This is a genomic window from Phenylobacterium sp., from assembly GCF_019636135.1.
Taxonomy (GTDB): Bacteria; Pseudomonadota; Alphaproteobacteria; order Caulobacterales; family Caulobacteraceae; genus Phenylobacterium.
The window spans coordinates 1-12,072 of sequence record NZ_JAHBYD010000017.1 but is presented as its reverse complement, the minus strand read 5'-3'; the positions used below and the strand labels follow the sequence as shown (position 1 = coordinate 12,072).

Sequence of the window (12,072 nt, the reverse complement as noted above, 5' to 3'; positions counted from 1 at the left end):
CCCCCCTAGTGGCCGTGCTCGGCCTCGCCCTTGGCGAGTTCGGCTTTGAGGAGGAAGGCGTTGGTTCCGGCGACCCGCTCGGACCCGTCGAGGCCGCGCAGGATCTCCGTGCGTCCCCCGGCCTGGCGACCGACGAGCACCGGACGGAGCTGGAAGCCGTTCGGGACCTGGAGGAAGACGACGCTGGCGCCGTCGACGGTCTGGATGGCTTCCGTCGGCACGGTCAGGCCGCCGGCGGCTTCACCCGTCACGATCGCGCCGGTAACGGCGGAGCCGGCCGGCGGCAGGGTCGCTCCCGTCGGGCGCGCCCGGATCACGGTGGCGCCGCTTTCCGCGCCGGCCCCGGCGGCGACGCCGGTGACGACGGCGTCGAAATCGCCCGCGGGGCTGGAGACCCGCAAGGTCGATCCCGCGCGGACGAGCGCCGCAAGGTGCGGCGGCGCGTTGAACACGAGTTCGACGCGGGCGGGGTTGGTCACCTCGGCGATCACGCCGCCCTGCGGGACGAATCCGCCCGGGCCGACCTGAACGCTGGTGACCACGCCGGCGATCGGGCTGTTCACGCTCAGCCGTCCGGCGGCGTTGGGCGATCCGGCCGCGCTCGACCGCGCGCTGGCCGCTCGGGCCGCCGCCTCGGCGCTCAGCAGCTGCGCCCGGGACGCCTCGACCTCTTGCCGGGCGACGACGCCCTGGTCGGCGAGGTTGCTGTTGCGCTGATAGGCCTGGCGCGCGACTTCGGACTGGGCCGCGGCCGCATCCGCGTCGGCGCGGAAGGTGGCCGCGTCGCCGCTCACGAGGCTGGCCAGGGGCTGGCCGATCCGAACGGACTGGCCGGGCGCCACCAGCACCCGTTCCACCCGTCCGCCGACGGACGCGGCGACGGCGGCACGGGCGTCGATCATGGGCTCGACGCGACCGGAGAGCCGGGTCTCGGCGCCCCCGCCCCTACCGACGCCGACGACGACCAGATTGGCGGCCTGGGCCTGGGCGGCGCTGAGAGCGACGAAGCCCTCGGGCGCTTCGGCCTCGCCTTCGGCGTTACCGCCCTCCTCTTCGGCGTGACCGGCTTCGCCTTCAGCCGCCGCGCCTTCGGCGGCGGGCGGATCCGACCGCCCCATGGCGAGGTAAAGACCCTCGGCCCCGAGGATGACGAGGGCGGCGACCCCGCCGATCAACAAGGTCTTGTTGGAAGTGCGCTTGCGCATCATTGGGCTCCTTGGAAGGGGGCGCGGCCGTCCTGGCGCGCGAGATCGATTTCCGCGCGGACCCGGGCGAGGCGGGCGTCCACGGCGGCGGTTCTGGCGTTGACCAGGGCGGTACGGGTCGCGCGAAGCTCGAGCTGCGAGATCCGGCCCGCCTCGAAGCCGATCCGCGAGAGGCGGTAGGCTTCTTCGGCGGAGGTCACCCCGGCGTCGGCGGCGTTGACGCGGCTCACCGAGGCGCGGAGGCGCGCCTGTGCTGCGGCCCGGTCCGCCTGGGCTTCCTGACGGGCGGTCATCAGCCGGGCGTCGGCCGCCCTGAAGTCCGCCTGGGCGGCTTCGATGTTGCCGCGGTTCCGATCGAACAGCGGCAGGGGCAGGCTGAGGCCGAAGGTCAGCGCCGTCGCGTCTTCCGCCTCGTAGCGGCGAAGTCCGACGCTGGCGCTGACGTCCGGTCGCGACCGGGTGCGTTCGACCGCGATGCGGCTTTCGGCGGCCGAGCGCTCAGCCTCGGCCACGCGCACGGTCGGCGTCTGGTCCGTCGGCGAAAGGGCGGTCGCTGGCGCGAGGTCCAGCAAGCTGACGTCGATCGTCGTCACCGGCTCGGCGAGCATGGCCACCGCCGTGAGCCGGGCGAAGGCCGCGTCCCGTTCGGCGATGGCTTCGTCGAGACCGGCGCGCGCGGCGGCGGCTTCGCTCTCGCCCTGGATGCCGCGCAGAAGCGGCTCGCGCCCCTCCTCCACCAGCACCAGGGCCGCGCGGGCGTCGGCGAGGGTGAGGCTCAGGCTCTCCTCGGCCAAGGTCGCGCGACGCTCGGCCGCCTCGGCGTCGGCGTAGACCAGCGCCAACCGTCCGGCGGCGTCGACCACGGCCAGGTCTCGTCGGAGCGAGGCGGTCCCGGCATCGGCGCGGGCCGCGTTGATGCGAGCCGTGCGTCGACCCCAGAGCTCAAGATTCTGAGTGATCGAGAGCGTGGTCTCGGCATTGCCGTAGCCAGAGAAGGGCCCGCTCCCGAACGCGTTCTCGGCGTCGAGGGCGAGGGTCGGGTTGGGGCGGACACGCGCCTGGCGCGCCCGGGCTTCAGCGGCGTCCAGAAGCGCGCCGGCTTCCAGGGTGGCCGGGGTCTGGTCTAGCCGGGCGAGGAGCTCGGCGAACGAAGGCGCAGGGTCAGCCCACGCGGGGCTGGCCAGCACAGCCGCGATAGCGGCGAGCGCGCAGCCGACCGCGAAACGCGGCGGCCGGCGATATGAGGCAGGCATGATTCATCTTCCAGAGGGAGTGACACGAGAGAGCCCGCGCGGAAGCGCGGTCGTCGTGTCAGGCTCTGGGAGGGCGTTTCAGTCCGTCGGGCGCGATGGAGCCGAAGAGATCGCTCAGGGGCAAGGCGTGGAGCGGCCGGTCGAAGGCTTGCAGAGGCAGGTCCTCGCCGACCGTCGTGCGAGCGGCGGCGGTATGATGGCAATGGCCGTGCGAGCAGATGCCGTGGTCCTTGCCGCCGGTGTGGTCGCCTTCGGCCGGATCGTGATCGACCAGCGCGTGGGCGGCGGGCGGTTCGGGCTGGCAGGTCGCTGCGTCAGCGATGGGCGCGACGAAGAAGGCGGCGGCGACGAAGGTCACCGCCAGAATCAACTTCGCCCATGTCACCATCGACCAGGTCATCGGCGGCTGCATACTTTCGTTCGCCCGTATCGGCAATCTGTTACACAGTACGCTGCTCCGGCGACCCCGGCCTTGCGCGACGGGCAGGCGCTCCGGCCCGCCCTGCTGCGACGACCGGTCACGCCTGATCGAGCCCGGCGGATCAAGCGCCCGCTCCAGGCAGGGCGGCGGACGAGCGAGCGGCCTCGCGGGTCTCGACCAGCGCCTGTTGGGTGATCGACCAGGCGGATTGCAGGAAGATGAAGGCCAGCAGGGCGCCGGCGGCGAGATCCGGCCAGCGCGATCCCGTCAGCCAGACCAGACCGCCCGCCGCGGCGACACCGAGGCTGTGGGCCAGGTCGTTGCGCGTACAGAGCCAGACCGATCGAACATTGGCGTCTCCGTCCCTGAAGCGCAGCAGCAAGGCGGCGGCGACCAGGTTGGCGGCGAAGCCGAACAGACCCAGGCCCGTGATCACGAAGCCCTCCGGCGCTGCCCCGGTCATGGCCCGCCAGACTGCGAAGCCGAGGACAGACAGCCCCAGCACGACCAGGCTGGCGCTCTTGGCGAGCGCCGCTCCCGCGCGCAGGCGCATCGATCGCCCGATGACCCAGAGGCTGACGGCGTAGGTGACGCTGTCGGCGAGGAAGTCGAGCGCATTGGCGGCGAGCGCGGCCGACCCCTGCGCGACGCTGCCGGCCAACACCGCGACGAAGCCGACGAGGTTGATGGCAATCACGGCCACCAGCACGCGGCGATAGGCCGGCGTGGCGCCGTCGAACTTCACGTCATGACCACAGCAGCCGGAGGTCGGGCGGCAGGAGGTTTCGGTCTGGTCCATGACCTCGGTCTACATCCTCTAGTCACTAGAGGATCAAGCGCCTATTTTCAGCCGATGACGCTCCCTTCCGCTCCGCATCTGACCATCGGCAAGCTCTCCGCCGCGACCGGCGTGAAGGTGCCGACCATCCGCTTCTACGAGCAGGCCGGGCTCCTGCCCGAGCCGCCGCGTACCGCCAGCGATCGTCGGCTCTACGACGAACCCGCACTGCGCCGGCTCGGCTTTATCCGGCACGCCCGCCAGTTGGGCTTCGACCTGGACGCTATCCGCTCGCTCCTCGACCTTGCCGATCACCCCGACCGCACCTGCAGTGACGCAAACGCCATCGCGGAACGGCACCTGGCCGATATCACGGAGAAGATTCGGCAGTTACAGGCGCTTCAGACTGAACTTTCACGGATGACCACCGACTGTGCCGGCGGGCGAGTCTCGGCCTGCAAGGTCATCGAAGTCCTTCAGGACCGCGACTGCCGACACTAGGCAGACCGACAGTCAGGCGTTTGGTCGGGATTGGGGCGCAATCGCGATAGACGAGAGATCGTCCGCGGCGTCGATCGGAACCCCGGCCGCCTTGCGCTCGGAATAGCGGTCGACCAGCCGGGCGGCGTGAGGCCGGGTCAGGATCGTGAAGCGGACCAGCTCCTCCATCACGTCGACGATGCGCTCGTAGTAGGCGGACGGCTTCATCCGCCCGGCGTCGTCGAACTCCTGGAAGGCCTTGGCCACGCTCGATTGGTTGGGGATGGTGATCATCCGCATCCAGCGACCGAGCAGCCGCAGGGTGTTGATGGCGTTGAAGCTCTGCGACCCGCCGGAGACCTGCATGACGGCCAGGGTCCGGCCCTGGGTCGGGCGCACGCCGCCCATGCTCAGGGGCAGATGGTCGATCTGCAGCTTCATCAGGCCCGAGACCTGGCCGTGCCGCTCCGGACTGCACCAGACCATGCCCTCGGACCACAGGGCGTGCTGGCGCAGTTCGCGCACCGCCGGGTGGTCGTCGTCGCCGGGCGACCCCGGAAGGGGCAGGTCCGACGGATCGAAGATGCGGGTTTCGCAGCCCATCCACTGCAGCAGGCGAGCCGCCTCCTCGACGCAGAAGCGCGAATAGGACCGTTCGCGCAGCGAACCGTACAGGAGCAGGATCCGGGGCGGAGGGTCGTGCGGCCCCAGACCGCGGGCCGGATCGACCGCGAGATAGGTCTTGTCCAGGGCCGGCAGATGATCCGGATCGGGCAGCGCTCGCAGGCGGGTGAAGGTCATCAGAGGTCCTTGGTCAGATAGGCCGCCGACGCCGGGCAGAGCCCCGCGAACTCGCGGGTCCGCCGGATCGTCTCCGGCGCCGTCTCGCGGTTCGCCGCCCGATAGCCCTTCCGGGCGAAGAAGGGCTCGGCCGTCGTGGTGAGCAGATGCAGGCTTGCGGCACCCAGGTCGCCGGCGACGATCTCCGCGGCGGCCAGCACCCGGGCTCCCAGGCCGCGCGCCTTCCGGTCGGCGAGGACGACCAGGGAACGCAGCAACAGGTCGCGCCCCTCCCCTTCCAGTCCGACGTAGCCGACGACGGCGCCGCAGTGATCGGCGCTGAAGTAGCGGCCGGCGTCGGGCGCGGGCAGGCCTTCGGCCCGCAGCGCGGCGATCAGGCCGGCGTCGGTCGGCTCGATCAGATACATGACCACCATCACCCGGCGTCCGCCGGCGGGACGGTGTCCGGGAACCAGCGCCGGCCCATCCAGAGGGCGACCGACACCAGCAGGATCAGCACCGGCACCTCCACCAGCGGGCCGATGACGGCGGCGAAGGCGACCGGCGAGGCCAGGCCGAACGCCGCGATGGCGACCGCGATGGCCAGCTCGAAATTGTTCGAGGCCGCGGTCAAGGCCAAGGCCGTGGTGCGCGGGTAGTCGGCCTCGATCAGCTTGCCCATCAGGAAGCTGACGACGAACATGACGAGGAAGTAGATCGTCAGGGGAATGGCGATGCGCAGGGCGTCGAGCGGCAGGGCCACGACCTCTCCGCCCTTGAGGCTGAACATGGCCACGATGGTGCAGAGCAGCGCGATCAGGGTGATCGGCCCGATTCGCGGCAGGAAGCGGCGCTCGTACCAGTCGGCGCCCTTGCGGGCGATCAAACTGCGGCGGGTCAGGAACCCCGCCAGGAACGGCACGCCGAGATAGACCAGCACGGCTCCGGCGATGGTCCAGACGCTGACGTCCACCACGCTGCCCTGCAGGCCGAACAACGGCGGCAGGACGGTGAGGAAGACCCAGGCGTAGAGGCTGAAGAACAGGATCTGGAAGATCGAGTTGAAGGCCACGAGACCGGCCACATACTGGTTGTCGCCGCGCGCCAGCTGGTTCCAGACCAGCACCATGGCGATGCAGCGCGCCAGGCCGATCAGGATCACGCCGGTCATGTACTCCGGCTGATCGCGCAGGAAGATCACCGCCAGGGCGAACATCAGCACCGGACCGAGAACCCAGTTCTGGATCAGGGACAGAGCCAGCACCCGCTTGTCGGCGAACACGCGCGGCAGGGCCTCGTAGCGGACCTTGGCCAGCGGCGGGTACATCATCAGGATCAGGCCGATGGCGATCGGGATGTTGGTGGTCCCGACCGACAGGCTGTCGACCCAGGCGGGCAGGCCCGGCACCACGGTTCCGAGCAGGACGCCCAGCGCCATGGCGGCGAAGATCCATACCGTCAGCCAGCGGTCGAGGAACGACAGGCGGCGCGGCGGAGCGGCGGGCGCGTCGGTCATCTCGCCACCCGCTGGCCGTCCGCGTCGATTACGACCTCCCCGTCTTCCTTGGTGAAGGGCTTCAGGTTCTCGGCCGGCAGCAGGTCCAGCACGGCCTCCGACGGGCGGCACAGGCGGACCGCAAGGGGGCTGACCACGATCGGACGGTTGAGCAGGATCGGATGGGCCTCGATCGCATCGAGCAACTGGTCATCCGTCAGGGCGGGATTCTCGAGACCCAGTTCGGCGAAGGGCGTGCCCTTCTCGCGCAGCAGGCCCCGAAGCGTCGCGCCGGTGCGCTCGGCCAGCCAGGCGATCATGGCGCGCGACGGCGGGGATTTCAGATACTCGATGACGTGAGGCTCCACGCCCACGTGGCGGATCAGCTCGAGGGCGTTGCGCGACGTCCCGCAGGCGGGGTTGTGATAGATGACGATGTCCACGGGATCCTCAGGGGCAGCAGGGCGCGAGTTCGGCCAGCAAGGGCTCGCAGAGGTCCGCCCTGCCCCCGCAGCAGTCCTTGAGCAGGAACAGGACCAGGTCGCGAAACCGGTCCAGGTCGGCTCGATAGATGATCGAACGGCTGCGCCGCTCCGACTTGATCAGACCCGCACGGGTCAGGACGCCGAGATGAGACGACAGGGTGTTGGCCGGAGTCGCCAGGTGGTTGGAGATGTCACCGGCCGGCAGACCGTCGGGTTCGTGACGCACGAGGAGACGAAACGCCTCCAGCCGCGTCGATTGCGCCAAGGCGGCGAGAGCGAGAATCGAGGCTTCGGTTTCCATAGTTCCGAGATAGTCGAATTATGGAAATGTTCAAGCCCCTCGCCCGTTCGCGCCGCAAGCCTACGGTGGGGAGGTTGCGGCTAGGCCTTCCGCAGTCTTTCGAGTTCGATTCCCCACAGCAATGTGGAGATGTCCGATGGCCCAGGCCGACCCGCCGCTGAGGCGCACGATCAAGAAGCCGCAGCTCCGTCAGATGGTGCCGTTGGCCGACAGCACCATCTGGGAGATGGAACAGCGCGGCCAGTTCCCGAGGCGGTTCCTGCTGACGCCCCGATGCGTCGTCTGGGACCTGGCCGAGATCGAGGCCTGGCTGGTGCTGCGCCGCGCCAAGCCGATCAAGCGGGCTCCCGCGCCTGACGTCCGCAAGCGGATCTCACGGCCGGTCAGAGCCGGGGATCGAAGCGAGGACCGGCTGTTTCCGGGATGACGAGCACGGGCGTGAACGCCCGCCCGGCCTCCCAAGCGTCGACCGCGTCCGACCACTGCTGCGCCATGTGACGCCGCTGCGTCTCGAACTCGGCCTTGTTGTAGACTCCGCGCGAAGACCGCTCCTCGTGGGCGAGGCCCTTCTCGATCCAGTCCGAGTTGAAACCCATCTCGTGCAGCAGGGTCGAGGCGGTCCGGCGCAGGTCGTGGACCGTGAACGGCTCCAAGGGCAGATCGCGCTCCCGGGCGCGCTCGGCGATGGCGCTGGTCACCCGATTGAAGGTGGCCCGCGACATCGGGGCGTCGGCGTCGTAGCGGGACGGCAGGATGTAGCGGGAGTTTCCGGCGCAGGTCTTCAGCGCGATCAGGATGTCGAGCATCTGGGTCGAGAGGTAGACGTTGTGCGGCCGGGACCGCTTCATCCGCTCCTTCGGGATCGACCAGACGGCGTTCTCGAAATCGACCTCGCTCCAGACGCCGTCTTGGAGCTCGCTCTTGCGGACCATGCTCAACAGGATGAACTTCAGGCCGAGGCGGATGGTCGGCAGCGTCGCCACCTCGCCGAGCAGCCCCAGCATGATCCGGATCTCCGTCGGCGACAGCGCACGGTCCCGCGGGCGGAAGGTGGCGATCGAGGCTGGGCCGACCCCGTCCGCCGGATTGTCGATCTTCTCTCCGTGCAGGATGGCGAAGGCGTAGATCTGTTTGACGATGTCGCGGACGTGGATCGCCGTCGCCGGCGCGCCGCGCTCGACGATCGTCTGGCAGTGGGCTCTCAGGTCGCCGGGCGTGATCTCGTTCAGCAACCGGTTCTCCCAGTGGGGCAGAACCTCCCGTTTGAAGATGGACCGCCGCATGTTGCGGGTACTGTCCGCCATGGGCGCGTGGTCCATCCATCGCTGGGCGACGTGGCCGAAGCTCCGGGCCTCTTTCAGCCGCCGCTTGGCCCGCTGCTTCTCCAAAGCCGGCGAGACGCCTTCCGCGATCATGCGCTTTGCGTCGAGGACCTTCTCACGGGCCTTGGCCAGCGACATGCCGGCCGGCCCGTAGGCGCCAAGGGTCACCGACTCGCGCCGCCCGTTGAAGCGGTAGTCGTACTTGAACGCGATGCCGCCCTTCGGTGAGATGAGCAGATACAGACCGTCCCTGTCGGTCATTTTATAAGACTTTGATTTCGGGCGAATATTTCGCAATGCGGCGTCGGTTAGCATGCCGTTTTGACTCCAAAAGACCGTCAGGCGCTTTCGGGGTCTTTCGGGATCATTTTTCTTAGACAAGTCAGCAACTTGGCCCAAGAAAAGACCGTCAGGACCCTTCTGGCCCTCTGACGGTATGGAGCGGAGTCTCGTGAGGCAACGGCGACGGGACCGTCAGACCGACCGACACAGCCGTACGCAGCCCCTCGAAAGGTATCGAGAGACTGCGAGAACATTTTTCTTACAAGTCAGTGTTTTGGTGAGGGTTTCGGAAGCGATCTGGAAACTTTCAGAAGGCCTCAAATTATTCCCACTCGATGGTTCCCGGCGGCTTGGACGTCACGTCATAGACGACGCGGTTGACGCCGCGCACCTCGTTGATGATCCGCGTCGCCGTGCGGGCCAGGACGTCCCAGGGGAACTGGAAGAAGTCGGCCGTCATGCCGTCGGTCGAGGTGACGGCGCGCAGGGCCAGAACCTTCTCATAGGTGCGGGCGTCGCCCATCACCCCCACCGTCTTGACCGGCAGCAGCACCGCGAACGCCTGCCAGATCTCGTCATACAGGCCCGCCTTGCGGATCTCGTCCAGATAGATGGCGTCCGCTTCCTGCAGGGTCGCCACGGCGTCGGGCGTGATCTCGCCCGGAATGCGGATGGCCAGACCCGGCCCCGGGAAGGGGTGGCGGCCCACGAAGGCGTCGGTCAGGCCCAGTTCGCGGCCGAGCGCCCGCACCTCGTCCTTGAACAGTTCACGCAGGGGTTCGACCAGTTTCAGCTTCATATAGTCGGGCAGGCCGCCGACATTATGGTGGCTCTTGATCACCGCGCTGGGGCCGCCCGAGGCCGAGACGCTCTCGATCACATCGGGATACAGCGTGCCCTGGGCCAGGAATTCGGCGCCCTCGATCCTGTTCGCCTCACGGTCGAACACGTCGATGAAGATCTTGCCGATGGTCTTGCGCTTGGTCTCGGGGTCCGAGACGCCGGCCAGGGCGCCCAGGAATTCCGCCGAGGCGTCCACATGGATCAGCGGGATGTTGTAGTGCTCCCTGAACAGGGTCGTGACCTGTTTCGCCTCGTCCTTCCTCAACAGGCCGGTGTCCACGAAGACGCAGGTCAGCTGGTCCCCGATGGCCTCGTGGATCAGGACCGCCGCCACCGAACTATCGACCCCGCCCGACAGGCCGCAGATCACCTTGCCCGATCCGACCTGGGCGCGGATCTTCTCGATCTGCTCGTCGCGATAGGCGGCCATGGTCCAGTCGCCGGTCAGGCCCGCGATCCGGTGGGTGAAGTTCTTCAGAATGACCGTCCCGCGCGGGGTGTGCATCACCTCCGGGTGGAACTGGACCCCATAGATTTTCCGGCCCTCATCGGCGATGGCGGCGAAGGGGGCGCCCTCGGAGGTGGCGATGACCTCGAAGCCGGGGGGAATGGCGGTGACGCGGTCGCCGTGGCTCATCCACACAGGCTCGCCCTCGCCCACCCCGGCCAGGCCCGCGAACAGGGGGCTGTCCTTCTGGACGGCGATCTCGGCGCGACCGAACTCGCGGTGGTGGCCGCTTTCCACCTTGCCGCCCAGCTGGGCGCAGATCGCTTGCTGGCCGTAGCAGATGCCCAGAACCGGCACCCCCGCCTCGAACAGGGCGGCGTCGGCGCGCGGGCTTTGCGGCTCCGTCGTCGAGGCCGGTCCGCCCGACAGGATGATGGCCTGGGGCTTCATCGCCGCCAGGGCCGCCCCCGCCTTGTCGAACGGATGGATCTCGCAATAGACCCCCGCCTCGCGCAGCCGCCGCGCGATCAGCTGGGTCACCTGACTGCCGAAATCGACGATCAGCACCTTCTGGTGGGCGGCGGTGGTCATGGGATCGCTTCCGAAACAGGGGATTGGGCGGGGTCTTGGCCGGGACCGGCCGTCATTTCAAGCAGGCTCAGACCCTGCGACTGCAGGCCGTCCTTCAGCCGATCCAGCGCCGCCGCCAGGTTCGCATCGACCAGATGCAGGGTCCCGGTCCAGTCGCTCAGAACCTTCAGCTCGGCCTTGCCGTCCGACACGCCGCGCAGGGCGATGAGGGGGACGCCGAACGTCTGGGCCGCGCGCAACAGGGCCCAGGTCTCCATGTCCACCATATCGGCGTCGATGGCGTCATAGGCGGCGCCGGACACCACATCAGCCCCGGTCGACAGGCGCGCGCAGGGCACGCCGGCGATGGGGCACGGCAGGGTCAGGACGGCCGGCAGGTCCAGCAGCGGCGTGATCCCTTTCGCAAACCCCAGCGGGCTGGCGTCCATGTCGCGATAGGCCACCGACGACGCCTGATAGACCGCCGCATGCTCCAGCGTCGGCGACCCGCACGACCCCAGCGAGACGATCAGGTCCGGCGTCTGCCCTTTCGCCTCCAGCCGGGCCAGGGCGGCGGTCAGGGACACCGCCGCCTCGACCGGGCCGATGCCGGTCATCAGGGGGTCGATGCGCGCCCGCAGATGCTCCCCATATTCCGCCGGCGCCGCCATGACCGGCAGGACAACGACATCACCATAGCGTTCCAGCCTCATGCCGACCGCTCATAAAGGGCGGCGAAGAAGCCGTCGGTGTTCGTCGATGCCGGCGACAGGCGCAGGCGGCGCACTCCTCCCCCATCGGGGGAGGGGGACCGCGAAGCGGTGGAGGGGGCCAACCCCAGACTCCGCAGCCCGGACCAGCCCCCTCCACCATCCTTCGGATGGTCCCCCTCCCCCGAGGGGGGAGGAGCGAACATAGCCACGGGCCGGAACTCCGGATGCGCCGCCTCGAAGGCGTCGGCGCTGGCCTCGTTCTCGGCCGCCAGCATCGAACAGGTGACATAGATCAGCCGCCCGCCCGGCCGCACCAGCTTGGCCGCCTGGCCCAGGATCCGAACCTGCAACCCATGCAGCCGCGCCACCTCCTCGGCCGTCAGGCGCCAGGCGTCCTCGGGCCGGCGTCGCCATGTGCCCGAACCGCTGCACGGCGCATCGACGAAGACCAGGTCGGCGGCGCCGTTCAGGTCTTCCATCCCCCCGCCGTTCTGACCCAGCAGGCGAAGCTCCGCCTCGACCCCCGCGCGCGCCAGCCGGGGCCGGATGGCGTCCAGCCGCTTCTGCACGACGTCGGATGCGATCAACCGCCCCTTCTCCCCTCGGGGGAGAAGGTGGGCGGCGGAGCCGCTCGGATGAGGGGGTCCCGACCGCGAGTCCGGCTGAGGATCGCCAAGGCCGCCGACAGCCCCCCCA

14 protein-coding genes and 1 pseudogene are annotated in these 12,072 nt (G+C 69.1%); 2 read left to right on the top strand and 13 right to left on the bottom strand.

The window, feature by feature from the left end:
- Positions 1-5: 5 nt before the first annotated feature.
- The 4 genes from KF737_RS12950 to KF737_RS12935 all read right to left on the bottom strand — a co-directional run bounded on the left by KF737_RS12950 (position 6) and on the right by KF737_RS12935 (position 3,678).
- Positions 6-1,205 carry an efflux RND transporter periplasmic adaptor subunit gene (locus tag KF737_RS12950; protein ID WP_296455245.1) on the bottom strand — a complete coding sequence of 400 codons (1,200 nt, stop codon included), beginning with the start codon at positions 1,203-1,205 and terminating at the stop codon, positions 6-8.
- The gene (locus KF737_RS12945; RefSeq protein WP_296455242.1) at positions 1,205-2,458 is read right to left on the bottom strand and encodes a TolC family protein; all 1,254 of its coding nucleotides are present in this window, start codon (positions 2,456-2,458) and stop codon (positions 1,205-1,207) included. Before KF737_RS12945 ends, KF737_RS12950 begins: the two co-directional genes overlap by 1 nt.
- A gap of 58 nt (positions 2,459-2,516) precedes the next feature.
- Positions 2,517-2,858, bottom strand: a complete 342-nt coding sequence (locus KF737_RS12940; protein ID WP_168189988.1) for a hypothetical protein — start codon at positions 2,856-2,858, stop codon at positions 2,517-2,519.
- Positions 2,859-3,000: 142 nt separating this feature from the next.
- Positions 3,001-3,678, bottom strand: a complete 678-nt coding sequence (locus KF737_RS12935) for a cation transporter (RefSeq protein WP_296166054.1) — start codon at positions 3,676-3,678, stop codon at positions 3,001-3,003.
- Positions 3,679-3,732: 54 nt separating this feature from the next.
- Between KF737_RS12935 and KF737_RS12930 the strand changes: the two genes are divergently transcribed.
- Positions 3,733-4,158 (top strand): helix-turn-helix domain-containing protein, encoded by a 426-nt coding sequence (locus tag KF737_RS12930; RefSeq protein WP_137722000.1) that lies wholly within the window; start codon positions 3,733-3,735, stop codon positions 4,156-4,158.
- Between the two features lie 12 nt (positions 4,159-4,170).
- Here the strand turns inward: KF737_RS12930 and arsH are convergent, their stop codons facing one another.
- From arsH to KF737_RS12905, 5 genes are read right to left on the bottom strand one after another with little or no spacing between them, the layout of a single operon-like run.
- On the bottom strand, positions 4,171-4,938 hold the full coding sequence (gene arsH, locus KF737_RS12925) for an arsenical resistance protein ArsH (RefSeq protein ID WP_137722001.1): 768 nt from the start codon (positions 4,936-4,938) through the stop codon (positions 4,171-4,173).
- The gene (locus tag KF737_RS12920) at positions 4,938-5,354 is read right to left on the bottom strand and encodes a GNAT family N-acetyltransferase (protein ID WP_137722002.1); all 417 of its coding nucleotides are present in this window, start codon (positions 5,352-5,354) and stop codon (positions 4,938-4,940) included. Before KF737_RS12920 ends, arsH begins: the two co-directional genes overlap by 1 nt.
- Positions 5,354-6,433 carry an ACR3 family arsenite efflux transporter gene (gene arsB / locus KF737_RS12915; RefSeq protein WP_137722003.1) on the bottom strand — a complete coding sequence of 360 codons (1,080 nt, stop codon included), beginning with the start codon at positions 6,431-6,433 and terminating at the stop codon, positions 5,354-5,356. Before arsB ends, KF737_RS12920 begins: the two co-directional genes overlap by 1 nt.
- Positions 6,430-6,855: an arsenate reductase (glutaredoxin) gene (gene arsC, locus KF737_RS12910; protein ID WP_137722004.1), complete on the bottom strand. Its 426-nt coding sequence runs from the start codon at positions 6,853-6,855 to the stop codon at positions 6,430-6,432. Before arsC ends, arsB begins: the two co-directional genes overlap by 4 nt.
- Before the next feature lie 7 nt (positions 6,856-6,862).
- On the bottom strand, positions 6,863-7,198 hold the full coding sequence (locus tag KF737_RS12905) for a helix-turn-helix transcriptional regulator (RefSeq protein ID WP_296455227.1): 336 nt from the start codon (positions 7,196-7,198) through the stop codon (positions 6,863-6,865).
- Between the two features lie 136 nt (positions 7,199-7,334).
- On the opposite strand from KF737_RS12905, the gene KF737_RS12900 reads away from it, so the two are divergent.
- Complete coding sequence (locus tag KF737_RS12900; RefSeq protein WP_137722006.1) at positions 7,335-7,625, top strand: AlpA family transcriptional regulator; 291 nt, start codon at positions 7,335-7,337, stop codon at positions 7,623-7,625.
- Here KF737_RS12900 and KF737_RS12895 read toward each other — a convergent pair.
- The 4 genes and pseudogenes from KF737_RS12895 to KF737_RS12880 all read right to left on the bottom strand — a co-directional run.
- Positions 7,582-8,835 carry a tyrosine-type recombinase/integrase gene (locus tag KF737_RS12895; protein WP_137722007.1) on the bottom strand — a complete coding sequence of 418 codons (1,254 nt, stop codon included), beginning with the start codon at positions 8,833-8,835 and terminating at the stop codon, positions 7,582-7,584. The genes KF737_RS12900 and KF737_RS12895 overlap by 44 nt on opposite strands.
- Positions 8,836-9,124: 289 nt before the next feature.
- Positions 9,125-10,684, bottom strand: coding sequence for a glutamine-hydrolyzing GMP synthase (gene guaA / locus KF737_RS12890; protein WP_296455221.1), 1,560 nt, complete (start codon positions 10,682-10,684; stop codon positions 9,125-9,127).
- Positions 10,681-11,334 carry a 5'-methylthioadenosine/S-adenosylhomocysteine nucleosidase gene (locus KF737_RS12885; RefSeq protein WP_296455218.1) on the bottom strand — a complete coding sequence of 218 codons (654 nt, stop codon included), beginning with the start codon at positions 11,332-11,334 and terminating at the stop codon, positions 10,681-10,683. The genes guaA and KF737_RS12885 overlap by 4 nt, the downstream gene beginning before the upstream one ends.
- 38 nt (positions 11,335-11,372) lie before the next feature.
- Positions 11,373-12,072, bottom strand: a pseudogene (locus KF737_RS12880) (hypothetical protein); the annotation flags it as partial.

Excerpts from the sequence above, each read along its gene's own strand:
- KF737_RS12950 (WP_296455245.1), bottom strand. The coding sequence starts at position 1,205 with ATGCGCAAGCGCACTTCCAACAAGACCTTGTTGATCGGCGGGGTCGCC.
- KF737_RS12945 (WP_296455242.1), bottom strand. The coding sequence starts at position 2,458 with ATGCCTGCCTCATATCGCCGGCCGCCGCGTTTCGCGGTCGGCTGCGCG.
- KF737_RS12940 (WP_168189988.1), bottom strand. The coding sequence starts at position 2,858 with ATGACCTGGTCGATGGTGACATGGGCGAAGTTGATTCTGGCGGTGACC.
- KF737_RS12935 (WP_296166054.1), bottom strand. The coding sequence starts at position 3,678 with ATGGACCAGACCGAAACCTCCTGCCGCCCGACCTCCGGCTGCTGTGGT.
- KF737_RS12930 (WP_137722000.1), top strand. The coding sequence starts at position 3,733 with ATGACGCTCCCTTCCGCTCCGCATCTGACCATCGGCAAGCTCTCCGCC.
- arsH (WP_137722001.1), bottom strand. The coding sequence starts at position 4,938 with ATGACCTTCACCCGCCTGCGAGCGCTGCCCGATCCGGATCATCTGCCG.
- KF737_RS12920 (WP_137722002.1), bottom strand. The coding sequence starts at position 5,354 with ATGGTGGTCATGTATCTGATCGAGCCGACCGACGCCGGCCTGATCGCC.
- arsB (WP_137722003.1), bottom strand. The coding sequence starts at position 6,433 with ATGACCGACGCGCCCGCCGCTCCGCCGCGCCGCCTGTCGTTCCTCGAC.
- KF737_RS12905 (WP_296455227.1), bottom strand. The coding sequence starts at position 7,198 with ATGGAAACCGAAGCCTCGATTCTCGCTCTCGCCGCCTTGGCGCAATCG.
- KF737_RS12900 (WP_137722006.1), top strand. The coding sequence starts at position 7,335 with ATGGCCCAGGCCGACCCGCCGCTGAGGCGCACGATCAAGAAGCCGCAG.
- KF737_RS12895 (WP_137722007.1), bottom strand. The coding sequence starts at position 8,835 with ATGCTAACCGACGCCGCATTGCGAAATATTCGCCCGAAATCAAAGTCT.
- guaA (WP_296455221.1), bottom strand. The coding sequence starts at position 10,684 with ATGACCACCGCCGCCCACCAGAAGGTGCTGATCGTCGATTTCGGCAGT.
- KF737_RS12885 (WP_296455218.1), bottom strand. The coding sequence starts at position 11,334 with ATGGCGGCGCCGGCGGAATATGGGGAGCATCTGCGGGCGCGCATCGAC.